The sequence below is a fragment of the Rhodopseudomonas sp. genome (genome assembly GCF_013377015.1).
Taxonomy (GTDB): Bacteria; Pseudomonadota; Alphaproteobacteria; order Rhizobiales; family Xanthobacteraceae; genus JARJEH01.
In genome coordinates this window covers 295,540-310,738 of sequence record NZ_JACABA010000002.1, presented here as the reverse complement: position 1 = coordinate 310,738, position 15,199 = coordinate 295,540, and the positions used below count along the sequence as shown (strand labels likewise).

The window sequence follows — 15,199 nt, the reverse complement described above, 5'->3', positions numbered from 1 at the left end:
TTGCAAGCCGGGAGACCGGTGCCGCGGTTACTTCTGGCCGCTGGCTGCCGCTACCTCGGCTGCGAAGTCCGAGGTCTGCTTCTCGATCCCCTCGCCCAGCGCATAGCGCACGAAGCCCGCGACCTTGATCGGCGCGCCGACCTTGCCTTCGGCTTCCTTCACCGCCTGCGCGACCGACTTGCCCTTCTCGTCGTGGATGAAAGCCTGCTCCAGCAGGCAGACTTCCTTGTAGTAGGTCTTCAGGCCGTTCTCGACGATCTTCTCGATCATCGCCTCGGGCTTGCCCTGCTGGCGGTATTTGTCGGCCATGACGTCCTTCTCGCGGCGCACCACCTCCGGATCGAGGCCGGCCGGATCGAGCGCCTGCGGATTGGTCGCGGCGACGTGCATCGCCAACTGCTTGCCGAGCGCGTTCAGTTCGTCGGTCTTGCCGGTCGATTCCAGCGCCACGATCACGCCCATCTTGCCGGCGCCCTCGATCACCGCGTTGTGGACGTAGCTCGACACCACGCCATGCGCGACTTCAAGCTGCGCCGCGCGGCGCAGCGTCATGTTCTCGCCGATGGTGGCGATGGCGTCCGCGATCGCGGTCGCCACGGTCGAGGAGCCAACCGGCGCGGCGTTGATCTTGTCGACGTCGGCGCCGACTTTCAGCGCGACCTGGGCGATCATCTTCACCAGACCCTGGAACTGCTCGTTGCGGGCGACGAAATCGGTCTCGGAATTGACCTCGACGACGACGCCCTTGGTCTTCTCGGTCAGCACGCCGATCAGGCCCTCGGCGGCGATGCGGCCGGCCTTCTTGGCGGCCTTCGACAGGCCCTTCTTGCGCAGCCAGTCGATCGCGGCTTCCATGTTGCCGTCGTTCTCAGTCAGCGCCTGCTTGCAATCCATCATGCCGACGCCGGTGGTCTCACGAAGGTCTTTGACCATCGCAGCTGTAATCGTTGCCATCGCTAATAGTCCTTTGCCTGTCAGGGCGAACCCGGCGCAGCCACGGTCCGCGGTCCACCATCAGGAATTTTATAGGAGATTTTGAAGACGGAACGTTGCGGCCGGGGGCCGGCCGCAACGCGCAGCGTTATTCCGCTTCGGCGGTCATCGCCTTGGCCTGGGCGACCCAGCCATCGGCACGGCTCGGCAGACCGACCTCTTCGCCGATCTTGTGTGCGGTATCGTGATCGAGTTCGGCAAGCTGCCAAAAATGGAAGATGCCGAGGTCGTTGAACTTCTTCTCGATCGCGCCAGACACGCCGGTGAGCTTCTTGAGATCATCAGCAGCGCCGCGCGGGCCGGCGAGACCCTGGAACGCCGTCGGCTGCACCACCACCGGGACATCTTCGCGCAACGGCTGCATGGCAGCGCCGAGGTCGATGCCGGAATCACCCTGAGCACGCGAAATGCCGTCGATCACCGCGCGGGCGACCAGATCGCAATACAGCGTGATGGCGCGGCCGGCGTCGTCATTGCCGGGCACCAGATAGGTGATGCCCTTGGGGTCGCAATTGGTGTCGACGATCGCCGCCACCGGGATGCCCAGACGCTGGGCTTCCTGGATCGCGATGTCTTCCTTATTGGTGTCGATCACGAAGATCATGTCCGGCAAGCCGCCCATGTCCTTGATGCCGCCGAGCGAACGATCGAGCTTGTCGCGCTCGCGCTGCAGCGTCAGCCGCTCCTTCTTGGTGTAGGCATTGGCATCGCCGGAATTCAGCACCTCGTCGAGGTGACGCAGCCGCTTGATCGAGCCGGAGATGGTCTTCCAGTTGGTCAGCGTGCCGCCGAGCCAGCGCGAATTGACGAAGTACTGCGCCGAACGCTTGGCGGCTTCGGCGACGCCGTCCTGCGCCTGCCGCTTGGTGCCGACGAACAGCACGCGGCCGCCCTTGGCGACGGTGTCGCTGACCGCCTGCAACGCGCGGTGCAGCAGCGGCACGGTCTGCGCCAGATCGATGATGTGGATATTGTTGCGGGCACCAAAGATGTACTCCGCCATCTTCGGATTCCAGCGGTGCGATTGGTGACCAAAGTGAACGCCAGCTTCAAGAAGCTGACGCATCGAAAATTCAGGAAGCGCCATAGTGATATTCTCCGGTTGGTTCCTCCGGAAGCGTGTGAGCAGACGAGCGTTAAGAGCAGGAGGATCCTGCCTTGCGGCCCGGTGCCACCGGACGGCGGTTAAGCCATGCTTCCGTGTGAGATAGCGCGGTGTATAGCGGGATTCTGAGCAGAAGCAAGGCAATAAGGCCCCGGCGGGGGCCCGCCGGGGGCCACTATCCGGCTGCCCGGCCGCTCACAGCGCCTCGACGTGCTCGACGCCGCTGACGGCCTTGATCGCCCCGGCAATCTGCGGCGACACCTGGAAGCGACCTTTGAGCTCGAATTCGACTTCGGTCAGCGGGTCGAGGCGCAGCACGATCGCGACATTTCCGCCGGCCGCCGCCCCGTCCGGGGCTTGCAGGCGTTTGGCAAGCGAATCCAGCGGCTTGGTGTCGCGCAGGAAGATCCGCAGGCCCTTCTGGGTCTTGGCCGCGGCGGCATCGAGCGGCTCGGCGTGCAGGACCCGGGCGCGGACGTCCTCGCCCTGCAATTCGGCGCCGAGCTGCAGGAGCACGGCGGCGCCGGGCTCGAGCACCTCGCGGTACTGCGCCAGCCCCTCGGAGAACAGCACCGCCTCGAAATGGCCGGTCGGATCGGACAGGCCGATGATGCCCATCTTGTTGCCGGTCTTGGTGCGCCGCTCCATCCGCGACACCACGGTGGCGGCGACCTTGCCGGCGGTGGCGCCGGTCTTCACCGCGCGACAGAACTCGGCCCAGGACTGAACCCGCAGCCGCTTCAGCGCGGTGGCGTAGTCGTCGAGCGGATGGCCGGAGAGAAAGAATCCGATGGCGTCGTATTCGCGCCGCAGCTTGTCCGCCGGCAGCCAGGGCTCGAGCTGGGGCAACATGATCGTGGGCGCATCCGCCATGCCGCCGAACATGTCGTTCTGCCCCATGGTGGCGGCCTCGTGGCCGCGCTGACAGGCTGACAGGATCGCCTCGGCGCCGCCGAACACCCGGGCGCGGTTGGAATCCAGCGTATCGAACGCGCCGGCGGCGGCGAGGCTTTCAATCACCCGCTTGTTGATGGCGCGCGGATTTACCCGTGCGGCGAAATCCGCCAGCGAGGTGAAGGCGCCCGCCTGCCGCGCCTCGACGATCAGCTCGACCGCCTGGGCGCCGACGCCTTTCAGGCCGGCCAACGCGTAGTAGATGGTGCCGTCAGAGACCTCGAAGGTGGCGCCGGAACGATTGACCGACGGGGCCTCGACCTTGATTCCGAGCCGCTGCGCCTCGGCGCGAAACTCCGACAGCTTATCGGTGTTGTTGATGTCGAGCGTCATCGACGCTGCTAGGAATTCGACCGGGTAATGCGCCTTCATATAGGCGGTGTGATACGACACCAGCGCATAGGCTGCGGCATGGCTCTTGTTGAAGCCGTAATCGGCGAACTTCGCCAGCAGGTCGAAGATGGTGTCGGCCTGCCCCTTGGTGACGCCGTTTTTCACCGCGCCAGCGACGAAGATGGCGCGCTGCTTCTCCATTTCAGCGCGGATCTTCTTGCCCATCGCGCGACGCAACAGGTCGGCTTCGCCGAGCGAGTAGCCGGCCATCACCTGGGCGATCTGCATCACCTGTTCCTGGTAGATGATGACGCCGAAAGTCTCCTTCAGGATCGGCTCCAGCATCGGATGCAGGTATTCCGGCTCCTCGTCGCCGTGCTTGCGGGCGCAATAGGTCGGGATGTTGGCCATCGGACCCGGCCGATACAGCGCGACCAGCGCGATGATGTCCTCGAAGCGGTCGGGCCGCATGTCGACCAGCGCCCGGCGCATGCCCTGGCTTTCCACCTGGAACACCCCGACCACGTCGCCGCGCGCCAGCATCTGGTAGCTCGCCGCGTCGTCCAGCGGCAGCGTCGGCAGATCGACGGTGACGCCGCGGTTCTTCAACAGCTTCACCGCGACGTCGAGCACGGTCAGCGTCTTCAGGCCGAGGAAGTCGAATTTCACCAGCCCGGCCGGCTCGACCCATTTCATGTTGAACTGGGTCACCGGCATGTCGGATTTCGGATCGCGATACAGCGGCACCAACTCGCTGAGCGGACGATCGCCGATCACGATGCCGGCGGCGTGGGTCGAGGCGTGGCGGGTCAGGCCCTCGAGCCGCTGCGCGATGTCGAAGGCGCGCGCCACCACCGGGTCTTCGTCGCGAAATGCCTGCAGCTTCGGCTCGCTTTCGATCGCCTGCTTCAGCGTCACCGGCGCCGCGGGATTCTGCGGCACCAGCTTGGTCAGCTTGTCGACCTGGCCGTAAGGCATCTGCAGGACGCGACCGACGTCGCGCAGCACGCCGCGCGCCTGCAGGGTGCCGAAGGTGATGATCTGCGCCACCTGGTCGCGGCCATAGCGCTCCTGCACATAGGTGATCACCTCGCCGCGGCGATCCTGGCAAAAGTCGATGTCGAAATCCGGCATCGAGACGCGTTCCGGATTGAGAAAGCGCTCGAACAGTAGGCCGAAGCGGATGGGATCGAGATCGGTGATGGTTAGTACGTAAGCGACCAGCGATCCGGCGCCGGAGCCGCGGCCCGGCCCGACAGGAATGCCCTGGGCCTTGGCCCATTTGATGAAGTCGGCGACGATCAGGAAGTAGCCGGCGTAGTTCATCCGGGTGATGACGTCCAGTTCGAACGCCAGCCGGGCGCGATAGTCCTCCTCGGACATGCCCTGCGCGACGCCATGCACCGCGATGCGGTGGCGCAGCCCCTCCTCGGCCTGCGCCCGCAGCACGTCGGCTTCGTCGCTCGCCGCGCCCGCCGCATTAGAGCCGGCGCCGACGGTGAAGCGCGGCAGGATCGGTTTGCGGGTCTTCGGCCGGAACGCACAACGCTCGGCGATCTCGACGGTGGAGGCCAGCGCCTCCGGCAGGTCGGCGAACAGTACCGCCATTTCGGCACGGGTCTTGAAACGATGGTCGGGCGTGAGTTGGACCCGGTCGGTCTCGGCGATCAGGCGGCCGGCGGCGATGCAGAGCAACGCGTCATGGGCCTCGAAATCGTCGGCGGCGGCGAAGTGCGGCTCGTTGGTGGCGACCAGCGGCAGGCCCTTGCCATAGGCTAGATCGATCAAGCCACTTTCGGCGCGCCGCTCGGTTTCGACGCCGTGGCGCTGCAACTCGACATAGAGCCGGTCGCCGAACATTTCCGCCAGTCGGTCGCAACGCAGCGCCGCCAGTCCCATCTGGTCGGCATTGATCGCGAGCGCGATCGGCCCCTCCGGACCGCCCGTCAATGCGATCAGATCCTCGGCCTCACCCTGCAACCAGTCGAACTTGATATGCGGCGCCTGATGGATCGGGGTTTCCAGAAACGCCCGCGAGTTCAGCCGCATCAGACTGCGATAGCCACGCTCCCGCGCCGCCAGCAGCACGATCCGCGAAGGCCCCAGCGTCTGCGCATTGCGGGCGTTGGGGTCGTGATCGCCGAAATCGATCGCCAGTTCGCAGCCGATGATCGGCTGGATCCCGTAGCCGGCGAGCTTGTCGGAAAATTCCAGCGCGCCGAACATGTTGTCGGTGTCGGTCAGCGCCAGCGCCGGCTGCCGGTCGGCCTTGGCCAGTTCGGCCAGCCGTTGGATCTTGATCGAGCCCTTCAGCAGCGAATAGGCCGAATGGACGTGCAGATGGACGAATCCGGGATTGGTCATGGGCGCGCAGGCTTTGTCCGGGACTTGGCCGATTCTCGGCTGGCGGGATCGCCGCAGCCGATTCGGGAGCCAATGGTGAGCGGTCGAGCGCGCGCTGTCCACGCGGAACCGGCCGCCGCGCCGAGGTCTCCCGCCTAATCCCCAGCCCAGCCCAAAGACGCCGGCAGATCACAGGTCTTGGACGGCCCGGCTCAGAGCTGCGGAATTACCTGCGCCCAGATTGCGATCATCCCGACGAAAAGCACGATGGACGCCAGCGCAGCCGCTTCTTCCACGAATGTCTTCAACATTTCCACCTCCCTGATCTGGAACATAACACGAACATTGTTCTTGATCTGTTCCAGAGTCAAGCCGCGTTTCTTCGGAGCTAAAATCGGCTACCCAAGATGGCTGACGAAGTGTGAATCCGGCCGGCATCCGGCTGATGGCTGCTGCGCGGGGAAGTGAGTTGACGCGGCGCGCAAGGAGCGGCTTGGTCGGGCGTGGAATTCAGATTCGGCTGCGGCCGAGCGGAGGATGATATGCGTATTGCACTTATTGCGTTGCTGGCGCTCGGCGCCGTTTCGGCGATCGATACGACCCCGGCCGAAGCCCGGGACTATCCGTTCTGCATCAAGGGACGGGACTACGATCAGCCGTTGGGTGATTGCAGCTTCACGACCTACGCGCAATGCCAGGCGAGCGCCTCCGGGCGGTTCGCCTATTGCGATGCCAATCCCTATTATGGCTATGCCGCCGAACCGAGGCAGCGTCGCGGCCATCGGAACCGCGGATATCACGATTGATCGCACATTCGCAGGCGATGTCCGGCCGCAGGACGAGAGATTTTATCTGGACTGCTGCCGCAGAGGAAATTCGATGCGCAAGATGATGGTTTCGGGCGTTGCCGGCTTTGGCCTGATGGTATTGGCCGGCTCGTTGGCGCATGCCGATTCTTCTGCGCCGGTGTGCCTGCACGTCTACGGCCCGGTGTCCTACGACGAATGCCGCTACACCTCGATCGCGCAGTGCCAGGTTTCGGCCTCCGGTCGCCCGGCGTCCTGCATCGTCAACCCGTTCTACGCTGAACCGCAGGGCAGGCGGCAGCGCCGCGGTGCGTTGGATTAATCCAGCTCGACGATCACGCCGTCCTGCAGCGAGACCCGGCGGTCCATCCGACCCGCCAGTTCCATATTGTGGGTCGCGATCAGCATCGCCACCTGAGTCGCCCTGACCAGTTGCATCAGCGCCTGGAACACGTGATCGGCGGTATGCGGGTCGAGGTTGCCGGTCGGCTCGTCGGCGAACAGGACCCGCGGCGCGTTCGCGACCGCGCGCGCGATCGCCACTCGCTGCTGTTCGCCGCCCGACAATTCCGCCGGCCGGTGGGTGATGCGATCGGCCAGGCCGAGATAGGCCAGGATTTCCTTGGCGCGGCTGACGGTCTCGCTCTTCTTGAGGCCGCGGATCATCTGCGGCAGCATGACGTTTTCCAGCGCGGTGAATTCCGGCAGCAGCCGATGCGACTGGTAGACGAAGCCGATGTCGGTGCGCCGGATCTGGGTCCGTTCGGCATCGGTCAGCGCGGTGGTTGCGGTGCCGCCGACATAGACCTCGCCCTCGTCCGGATGTTCGAGCAAGCCGGCGATATGCAGCAGGGTCGACTTCCCCGCGCCAGACGGCGCCACCAGCGCCACCGACTGTCCGGCCCACAGCGCGAGCTTGGCGCCATTGAGAATCGTCAGCGTGGTTTCGCCTTGCGAATAGTGCCGCTTGATCTCGTGCAGATAGACGACCGGAATGTCTTCCGCTTCCTGCTCCATCGGCGCGGCCTCACTCATAGCGCAGCGCTTCGACGGGATCGAGACGTGCGGCACGCCACGACGGATACAGCGTGGCGAGAAATGACAGCGTCAGCGCCATGATCACCACGGCGCCGGTCTCGGCGAAATCGATTTCGGCCGGCAGCTTGGAAAGGAAATACAGCTCCGGCGAGAACAATTCAGTGTTGGTCATCCACGACAGGAATTGCCGGATCGATTCGATGTTCAGGCAGATCAGCATGCCGACCAGGAATCCGGTCAGCGTCCCGACCACGCCGATCGCAGCACCAGTGATCAGGAACACCCGCATGATCGAGCCCTGGGTCGCGCCCATGGTGCGCAGGATGGCGATGTCGCTGCCCTTGTCCTTCACCAGCATGATCAGCCCGGACACGATATTGAGCGCCGCGACCAGCACGATCAGGGTCAGGATCAGGAACATCACGTTGCGCTCGACCTGCAGCGCATTGAAGAAGGTCGAATTGCGCTGCCGCCAATCGACCAGGAATACGGGCCGGCCGGCGGCCTCGGTGACGCTCTTGCGAAAGCCGTCGATCTTGTCGGGATTGGTGGTGAAGACCTCGATCGCGGTCACGTCCGAGGCGCGATTGAAATAGGCTTGGGCTTCCGGCAACGGCATAAACACGAAGCCGCTGTCATATTCCGACATCCCGATCTCGAACACCGCGGCGACCTTGTAGGGTTTTATGCGCGGCGTGGTGCCCATCGGGGTCACCGCGCCACGCGGAGCCACCAGGGTAATGGAATCGCCGGCATGCAGCGACAGCTGGTCGGCGAGCCGGCGGCCGATCGCGACCCCCTGGCCGTCGTCGAAACCTTCCAGCGTGCCTTGTTTGATGTTCTTGGCGATCGAGGTCAGGCTGTTGAGATCGTCGGCGCGCATCCCGCGCACCAATACGCCGGCGGCATTGAACGGCGACGACGCCAGCGCCTGGCCATCGACCACCGGCGCCGCAAGCCGGATTCCCTTCACCCCGCTGATGCGATCGGCGACGTCCTTCCAGTCGGTCAGCGGACTCTCCAGCGGCTGCACCAGGAGATGGCCGTTGAGGCCGAGGATCTTGTCGAGCAGCTCTTTGCGGAAACCGTTCATCACCGCCATCACGATGATGAGCGTGGCGACGCCGAGCATGATGCCGAGGAAGGAAAACCCGGCGATCACCGAGATAAAGCCCTCCTTGCGCCGCGCGCGCAAATAGCGTCCGGACAGCAGCCATTCGAATGGCGCGAAGGGTGTGGTTCGAATTGGCTCGCTCATGGCATCATCCATAGTCCGAATCTCACACGATTCGGGCTAATTATAGCCGTGACACGGTTACGTGCGGGAAGGTCGGTGGATAAGTTCTCACGCCACCAGCCGCGCGACGGCGTCGGCAGCGCTGACGTTCTCGCGCGATCCGTCGCTGCGGCGCTTGATCTCGACCTTGCCCTCGGCCAATCCCTTGGGCCCGACCAGGATCTGCCAGGGAATGCCGATCAGGTCGGCGGTGGCGAATTTGGCCCCTGCCCGCTGGTCGGTGTCGTCGTACAGCACGTCGACGCCCTTGGCCGCGAGCTCCTTGTAGAGCTGCTCGCTGGCCGCGTCGGTCGCAGCGTCGCCCTGCTTCAGATTCAGGATCGCGACCCGGAACGGCGCCACCGCTTCCGGCCATTTGATGCCGTTGTCGTCGTGGCAGGCCTCGATGATGGCACCGACCAGGCGCGACACGCCGACGCCGTAGGAGCCGCCATGGATCGGCGCATCGGCGCCGTCGGGACCGGCGACCATCGCCTTCATCGAATCCGAATATTTGGTACCGAAGTAGAAGATCTGGCCGACCTCGATGCCGCGGGTGTGGACCCGATTGGCCTCAGGCACCTCGCGCTCGTAACGCGCCGCGTCGTGGACGTCTTCGGTGGCGGCATAGACCGAGGTCCATTGCTGGATGATCGGCGAAAGGTCGCCGTCATAATCGACGCTCGCGTCGGGGACCGGCAGATTGAGCACGTCGCTGTCGCAATACACGCCCGACTCGCCGGTCTCGGCCAGCACGATGAATTCGTGGGACAGGTCGCCGCCGATCGGACCGGTCTCCGCCCGCATCGGGATCGCCTTCAGTCCCATCCGGGCGAAGGTCCGCAAGTAAGCCACGAACATTCGGTTGTAGGATTTGCGCGCCGCCGCCTCATCGACATCGAACGAGTAGGCGTCCTTCATCAGGAATTCGCGGCCGCGCATCACGCCGAAGCGGGGGCGCTGCTCGTCGCGGAATTTCCACTGGATATGATAGAGGTTGAGCGGCAGACTCTTGTAGGAGCGCACATAGGAGCGGAAGATCTCGGTGATCATTTCCTCGTTGGTCGGCCCGTACAGCAGTTCGCGCTTGTGCCGGTCGGTGATCCGCAGCATTTCCGGACCGTAGGCGTCATAGCGGCCGCTCTCGCGCCACAGGTCGGCGAGCTGCAACGTCGGCATCAGCAGCTCGATCGCGCCGGCGCGGTTCTGCTCCTCGCGGACGATCTGCTCGATCTTCTTCAGCACCCTCAGTCCGAGCGGCAGCCAGGCGTAGATGCCGGCGGCCTCCTGGCGCATCATGCCGGCGCGCAGCATCAGCCGGTGCGAGACGATCTCGGCCTCCTTCGGGGTCTCCTTGAGGATGGGCAGAAAGAATCGCGACAGTCTCATGGGATTTGCTCAGGAATCGGAGGGACGGAAGGTGTGCGCAGTGAAACCGGATTGAGCCCTAAAACACAAGGGCGGCGCCGCCAACCCGCAGAACCGCCCGGATTCATTCGGCCTTTCGGGGCGTTCGCTGATCGGACGGCGGCATAGCACGCGGCCAAACGCGGTTCACCTGCGACTATCGGATCAGGATCGGCGCCTCGATCGTCACCTGGTCGAAATCCGAGATCAGGATGCCAAGCTCCAGCGTCCAGCGGCCGGGCACCGGCGCCGCCATCCTGACCCGCCACTGCCCCGGTCCGAGCCCCTGCGCCTCCACCGTGGCGGGTTCGATGCCGACGGTCGGATTCGACAGCGTGACGGTCAGCGCCTGCGCCACTAACGGCGCCTCGTCGGGGGTCTCGAGCTGGATCGTGATCTCGATTGGACCGGCATGTCCGGGGATGATCGTCACATTCGCCATCGCGCGCTCGGCATGCAGATGCGTGAAAAAATTGTCAGCGCCGGCAGTGAGCGCGCGTGGCGGCGGCGTGAATCGCCACAGCGCGACGACGCCGAGGATCGCCACCACGAGCGCCAATTCGACGCCGATCGATCGTCGCAGCGCGCGCCCGGCCGGCGCCGAACCTTCAATCACGCGCGGCGTGAGCCGGCGATTCCACAGCGCGAGCGCGAACAGCAACAGCACCAGCGCCAGTTTGGCGCACAGCACCCAGCCATAGCTGGTGCTCCACAACGCCGTCAGCGTTTCGAGTTGCACGACGGCCAGCGCGGTGCCGCTGACCAGCAACGCCGCAACGGCAAACGGAATCGCCGACGAAAACCGCGTTAGCGAAGCCATGGCCTGATCGGTCCCGGCGCGCAGGGCGAAACCCAGCGGCAGCAGCGCGCCGATCCAGAACGCCACGCCGACGCCGTGAAGGAAGACCGATGCGACGGTGAGATACCGCGGGCTCGCGGCGGCGGCGTGGCCGCTGGCCGCGAGGGCCGCGCCGACGCCGATTAGTCCAGTCAGCGACAACGCCCGCGCGGGGGTCCCGTCGAACCGGATCGCGGCAAGGCCGAGGAGCAACGCCGCAACGGCGATGCCCGCGGACCAGCCGAATGAACCTTGGACACCGGCGGTCCAGACCACACCACGTCCCAGATCCCGCAGCGGCAAATCGGTGACGTCGAGGCCCTGCAGCCCGACCGAGACCACAACCGACGCCAGCCCGATCAGACTTGCCACCGCGCAACCGAGCGCGGGAGCTCGTGTCGACGCCGAAACCTCAACCCAGGCCCGGAAGAACGCCCCGCCGACGCCGACGAGCAAGCCGAGATAGATCGCCAGCCGAGCGATCCAGATCGCGGCGCGACGCGGCGCGGGGACGCTCACCGCGATCTCCGGCAGCGCGATGCCGCCGCTGCCGATCCAGAACGTCAGCGAGCCGCTGGCCGGATGGCCGTCGGTGGACATCACCCGCCAGCTCAGCACATGCGCGCCCTCGCCCAGCGCCGCGGGCGGCGTCAGGATCAGACGGTTGCCCTCCTGTTCGATCTGCGTGATCGACGTCGCGCGGCCGCTGGCGTCGACGATCCGCAGCGCCAGCGGGTCGACCGGCTCGTTGAAGGTCAGCGCCAGCGTCGCCGGCGCGGTCGCCAGCACCGCGTCGTTGGCGGGGGTGCTGGCCACCAGCGTGGCATGGGCAAGCGCCGCCGACGGCAGCGCCGCGAGCCACAGCAGGACCAGCGCCGCCCGCAGGCCGCGGCACGATCGGGCTGGGACCAACCCGGTCAAGAGCCTTTGGGTTTCAACCGGAGCACCGGCGCGGGCTCGCGCAGATCGTCGTGATTCTGCCCGGCAGCGGGGATTGCAATCCAGCGCTGCACTCCCTTCTCGCACTCCTGCACCACCGGGAAATACAGTGCCTTGCCGGGCGTATCCGGCAGCTTCATCAGCAGACCGAAAGTATCATAAAGATGGTCCGGCAACGGCCCGCCGCGCCACGATACCTCGTCCACGGTCTCGCTGATGGTCTTGCCGTGCAAGCGTGGGCCGCCGTCGACCGTTCTGGTCTTGATCTCGACGGTCCAGCCCGGCTTCATCTGAGGCTTCACGCTCAGCACCCCATCCGGCACCTTGATACGAACCGCGACCGTGGCGCTGCCGTCGCAGCCGTGGGAGATGCTGAAGGCGGCCTGCAAATAGCCGCCCGCCACCGCCTCACTTGGCGAAACAGTGACGTGCGCCAAGGCCGCCACGGAATGGAAGGTCAGGCCCGCTGCCACGATCAGGTCCCGCGTGAGCCGCATCGTCTTGGCGCCCCTCACTTCTTCATTCCGGATTGCCCGTTGTGGTCCATCGCGCCGCCATGGTCCGCTCCCGCTGGAGCCTGCGCGCCGACGGCCTGCACGTCGAACGAGACCTGCACCTTTCCGGCCTTTTCGAACTGCAGCGTCAGCGGGACCTTGTCGCCCTGCTTCAGCGCGCCCTTGAGGTCGATCAGCATCAGATGATAGCCGCCGGGAGCCAGTTTGACGCTCTTGCCGGGTTCAATCGCGAGGCCCTGGTCGAGCGGTCGCATGATCATCACGCCGTCCTTCATGCTCATCTCATGGAGTTCAATTTTCGCGGCTACGTCGGTCTCGCCGCCGAGCAGGCGATCGCGCACCGATCCCTTGTTCTCGATGGTCAAGTAGCCGCCCGCGACCTTGGCGCCGCCGGGAGTGGCGCGGCTCCAAGCCTGCTGAATGACGAGATCGCCGGCCTTGACGTCGTCGGCTTGCGCCAGCGCGGTGGACAGCACGCAGATGATGGCAGCGGAAGCGAATCCGCGGATGATGGTCTTCATGCTTCAATCTCTTCGATTATGCGACCGACGGCACGAGCGACGCAGGGACAATTTGAATCCCAACCCGATCACCAAGCCGGCCCGATGAACTGTGCAAAAAGGAGGCAGCTGATCGCCGCGCTCCGTGAGAGAGTTTTATGTTCGGATCGGAAACGGCGGTGCGCGGGGCTGCGCATTGGAGCCGACGCGGTTTGCCGTCGGTGAGTCAATCGCATCGAGCCAGACAATCGATTGATACTGGCGCTGCAGCTTGACGAACGCGAGCGCAGCGGGCTCCGGCATTGGCGGGCCCCCAAGCCCCGCGGCACAGATTGCGCAGCAACCGTCGTTGCCATGCGTGCCCGATGGCGCTGTCGAGCCGTGATCCGCGGTAGCGATGCCGGAACAAATCGAGGCCATCGCCAACGGATCCGATACGGATTGGGCGACGACGCGGAACGCCCCGATCGGCGCCATCACCTGCACCAACAGAGCGATCGCAACGATCGGCAGCAATCGCAGTCGTCTGCGCATGGCCGCAGTCCACCTTTCAAGATTGTGCAAATATCATGCAGATTGAACCACGTCGATGCAACCGTGATGCCGCATCAATTGCGCGGGGATGGACGTCGCGTAAAGCATGCTTGACAGTTGTTGTTTCGCGCCAGGCACGCGATATGCAATACAACTTCCGGTGGCGACTTATCGATCATTTCGTCGACTGCCTTAAATTTGCACATTCGTTGCTAGAAATGATGACAAGTCGAACCGGATCGGTTACTACTTCCGCTACAGGCTCATCCGTAAGGTAAAAGTCTGGTGGTCCAAGTCTCGGGAGGAACCCTGACGCGCAAAAGCAGCGTCGCCCGTCAATCAACGATAAATCCAACTCATTCGGGAAATTAAGGGTCGACACAGTTTTTGAGCAGGGCTTTTGTCCTGCTCTTTTTTTTGAGCCGCGTTTGCGCACCATCGGAAATCCAACTCACACAATAAGATTCGCCGATGACAATTCCGATCAGTCTCATCGAGCAAAGTCTTGAACTGGCCGCGGTGGGTTGTGACGATCTCACGCCTCTGGTCTATCGCCGATTATTCTCCGATCATCCCGAGACAGAGTCGATGTTTCGGCGCGAACCGAAAGACCTGGTGAAGGGTTCGATGCTGGCGCTCACCATCGATGCGCTGATCGATTTCGCAGGCGAGCGCAAAGGCGCGTTTCGGATGATCGAATGCGAAGTGCTGTCGCATGACGCCTATGGCACGGCACCGCAACTGTTTCGCCAGTTTTTCTGGGTGATCGCGAACACTCTGCGCGAATTGCTCGGCGATCAGTGGTCGCCACCGATGGAGCAGGCCTGGCAGCAGCTTCTGATCGAGCTCGATCGTATCGTTGAATCAAACCAAACCGTGCAAACCGTCGCGCCGCCTTGAGGCCCCGCGCTACAGCGGAATGCCCATCAGTTTCGACAGTCGCTCGACGTTGAAATAGCCCGCGCGGTAGGCCAGCAGCGCCACGACAAAGACGACCGCCGAGATGATCGTGGTCCACAATACCTTGCGCGCCATCAGGCTCGCCACCGGCGCGCCAGGATCACTGCCGGGGACGATCTCGCCCGACGCCTGCCCGCTTTCGGTCCGATTGCGCACCCCGAACGGTAGCGTCAGGAACAGCACGATCCACCACAGCACGAAGTAGATCGCCAGCAGGGTCGAGATCGTGGCGGCCATGGATCAGGCCTGTTCGATTTCGACAAGGGCTCCGGAGAAATCCTTTGGATGCAGAAACAACACCGGCTTGCCGTGGGCGCCGATCTTCGGCTGGCCGTCGCCGAGCACGCGGGCGCCCGCCTTAACCAGAGTATCGCGCGCGGCGATGATGTCGGGCACGTCGTAGCAGATATGGTGGATGCCACCGTCGGCGTTGCGGTCGAGGAATTTCGCGATCGGCGAGGAATCGCCGAGCGGCTGGATGAATTCGATTTTGGTGTTCGGCAGCGTGACGAACACGGTGATGACTCCATGCTCGGGCAGCGGTACCGCCGCCGAGATCTCGGCGCCGAACGCAGCGCCATAAATCTTTGCGGCCTGCTCCGCATCCTTCACCGCGATGGCCACGTGATTGAGCCGGCCCAGCATGGCAGTTCTCCGT

General features: G+C 64.4%; 16 protein-coding genes. 3 read left to right on the top strand and 13 right to left on the bottom strand.

All coding sequences use genetic code 11. The annotated features are described in order from the left end of the window. Positions 1–27 precede the first annotated feature (27 nt). From tsf to HXX15_RS09730, 4 genes are all read right to left on the bottom strand, one after another. Positions 28–954, bottom strand: coding sequence for a translation elongation factor Ts (tsf, locus tag HXX15_RS09745; protein WP_296515488.1), 927 nt, complete (start codon positions 952–954; stop codon positions 28–30). A gap of 127 nt (positions 955–1,081) precedes the next feature. Continuing rightward, on the bottom strand, positions 1,082–2,080 hold the full coding sequence (locus HXX15_RS09740; protein WP_296515486.1) for a 30S ribosomal protein S2: 999 nt from the start codon (positions 2,078–2,080) through the stop codon (positions 1,082–1,084). 213 nt (positions 2,081–2,293) lie between these two features. Continuing rightward, on the bottom strand, positions 2,294–5,749 hold the full coding sequence (gene dnaE / locus HXX15_RS09735) for a DNA polymerase III subunit alpha (RefSeq protein WP_296515483.1): 3,456 nt from the start codon (positions 5,747–5,749) through the stop codon (positions 2,294–2,296). 191 nt (positions 5,750–5,940) lie between these two features. Next, entirely contained in the window at positions 5,941–6,099 is a 159-nt protein-coding gene (locus tag HXX15_RS09730) for a hypothetical protein (protein WP_296516970.1), read from the bottom strand. Positions 6,100–6,270: 171 nt separating this feature from the next. Here HXX15_RS09730 and HXX15_RS09725 point away from each other — a divergent pair, with 171 nt between their 5' ends. Further along, positions 6,271–6,534, top strand: a complete 264-nt coding sequence (locus HXX15_RS09725; RefSeq protein ID WP_296515482.1) for a DUF3551 domain-containing protein — start codon at positions 6,271–6,273, stop codon at positions 6,532–6,534. 73 nt (positions 6,535–6,607) lie between these two features. Then, positions 6,608–6,856, top strand: coding sequence for a DUF3551 domain-containing protein (locus HXX15_RS09720; protein ID WP_296515478.1), 249 nt, complete (start codon positions 6,608–6,610; stop codon positions 6,854–6,856). Here HXX15_RS09720 and HXX15_RS09715 read toward each other — a convergent pair. The 7 genes from HXX15_RS09715 to HXX15_RS09685 form a co-directional block, all read right to left on the bottom strand. After that, complete coding sequence (locus tag HXX15_RS09715; RefSeq protein WP_296516898.1) at positions 6,853–7,551, bottom strand: ABC transporter ATP-binding protein; 699 nt, start codon at positions 7,549–7,551, stop codon at positions 6,853–6,855. The genes HXX15_RS09720 and HXX15_RS09715 overlap by 4 nt on opposite strands. A gap of 10 nt (positions 7,552–7,561) precedes the next feature. Then, complete coding sequence (locus HXX15_RS09710; protein ID WP_296515476.1) at positions 7,562–8,842, bottom strand: lipoprotein-releasing ABC transporter permease subunit; 1,281 nt, start codon at positions 8,840–8,842, stop codon at positions 7,562–7,564. A gap of 75 nt (positions 8,843–8,917) precedes the next feature. Next, positions 8,918–10,237: a proline--tRNA ligase gene (gene proS, locus HXX15_RS09705; protein WP_296515474.1), complete on the bottom strand. Its 1,320-nt coding sequence runs from the start codon at positions 10,235–10,237 to the stop codon at positions 8,918–8,920. A gap of 175 nt (positions 10,238–10,412) precedes the next feature. Next, a complete protein-coding gene (locus tag HXX15_RS09700; protein ID WP_296515472.1) occupies positions 10,413–12,005 on the bottom strand; it encodes a FixH family protein in 1,593 nt (530 codons plus the stop codon). Between the two features lie 5 nt (positions 12,006–12,010). Then, complete coding sequence (locus HXX15_RS09695; RefSeq protein ID WP_296516897.1) at positions 12,011–12,529, bottom strand: YcnI family protein; 519 nt, start codon at positions 12,527–12,529, stop codon at positions 12,011–12,013. 14 nt (positions 12,530–12,543) lie between these two features. Further along, positions 12,544–13,068, bottom strand: coding sequence for a copper chaperone PCu(A)C (locus tag HXX15_RS09690; RefSeq protein WP_296515470.1), 525 nt, complete (start codon positions 13,066–13,068; stop codon positions 12,544–12,546). Between the two features lie 135 nt (positions 13,069–13,203). Beyond that, positions 13,204–13,563, bottom strand: a complete 360-nt coding sequence (locus tag HXX15_RS09685; RefSeq protein ID WP_296515468.1) for a DUF2946 family protein — start codon at positions 13,561–13,563, stop codon at positions 13,204–13,206. Between the two features lie 489 nt (positions 13,564–14,052). Here HXX15_RS09685 and HXX15_RS09680 point away from each other — a divergent pair, with 489 nt between their 5' ends. Continuing rightward, positions 14,053–14,481, top strand: a complete 429-nt coding sequence (locus tag HXX15_RS09680; protein ID WP_296515466.1) for a globin — start codon at positions 14,053–14,055, stop codon at positions 14,479–14,481. A gap of 9 nt (positions 14,482–14,490) precedes the next feature. Here HXX15_RS09680 and HXX15_RS09675 read toward each other — a convergent pair whose 3' ends face one another. Both HXX15_RS09675 and mce read right to left on the bottom strand, forming a co-directional pair. Continuing rightward, positions 14,491–14,778, bottom strand: coding sequence for a DUF1467 family protein (locus HXX15_RS09675; RefSeq protein WP_296515464.1), 288 nt, complete (start codon positions 14,776–14,778; stop codon positions 14,491–14,493). Between the two features lie 3 nt (positions 14,779–14,781). Further along, positions 14,782–15,186 (bottom strand): methylmalonyl-CoA epimerase, encoded by a 405-nt coding sequence (gene mce, locus HXX15_RS09670; RefSeq protein WP_296515463.1) that lies wholly within the window; start codon positions 15,184–15,186, stop codon positions 14,782–14,784. Positions 15,187–15,199: the final 13 nt, after the last annotated feature.

What these genes read in the sequence shown, in the direction of transcription:
- HXX15_RS09680 (WP_296515466.1), top strand. Translation starts at nt 14,053, where the DNA reads ATGACAATTCCGATCAGTCTCATCGAGCAAAGTCTTGAACTGGCCGCG.
- HXX15_RS09710 (WP_296515476.1), bottom strand. Translation starts at nt 8,842, where the DNA reads ATGGATGATGCCATGAGCGAGCCAATTCGAACCACACCCTTCGCGCCA.
- HXX15_RS09725 (WP_296515482.1), top strand. Translation starts at nt 6,271, where the DNA reads ATGCGTATTGCACTTATTGCGTTGCTGGCGCTCGGCGCCGTTTCGGCG.
- dnaE (WP_296515483.1), bottom strand. Translation starts at nt 5,749, where the DNA reads ATGACCAATCCCGGATTCGTCCATCTGCACGTCCATTCGGCCTATTCG.
- HXX15_RS09695 (WP_296516897.1), bottom strand. Translation starts at nt 12,529, where the DNA reads ATGCGGCTCACGCGGGACCTGATCGTGGCAGCGGGCCTGACCTTCCAT.
- tsf (WP_296515488.1), bottom strand. Translation starts at nt 954, where the DNA reads ATGGCAACGATTACAGCTGCGATGGTCAAAGACCTTCGTGAGACCACC.
- HXX15_RS09690 (WP_296515470.1), bottom strand. Translation starts at nt 13,068, where the DNA reads ATGAAGACCATCATCCGCGGATTCGCTTCCGCTGCCATCATCTGCGTG.
- HXX15_RS09720 (WP_296515478.1), top strand. Translation starts at nt 6,608, where the DNA reads ATGCGCAAGATGATGGTTTCGGGCGTTGCCGGCTTTGGCCTGATGGTA.
- HXX15_RS09715 (WP_296516898.1), bottom strand. Translation starts at nt 7,551, where the DNA reads ATGGAGCAGGAAGCGGAAGACATTCCGGTCGTCTATCTGCACGAGATC.
- HXX15_RS09675 (WP_296515464.1), bottom strand. Translation starts at nt 14,778, where the DNA reads ATGGCCGCCACGATCTCGACCCTGCTGGCGATCTACTTCGTGCTGTGG.
- HXX15_RS09740 (WP_296515486.1), bottom strand. Translation starts at nt 2,080, where the DNA reads ATGGCGCTTCCTGAATTTTCGATGCGTCAGCTTCTTGAAGCTGGCGTT.
- proS (WP_296515474.1), bottom strand. Translation starts at nt 10,237, where the DNA reads ATGAGACTGTCGCGATTCTTTCTGCCCATCCTCAAGGAGACCCCGAAG.
- mce (WP_296515463.1), bottom strand. Translation starts at nt 15,186, where the DNA reads ATGCTGGGCCGGCTCAATCACGTGGCCATCGCGGTGAAGGATGCGGAG.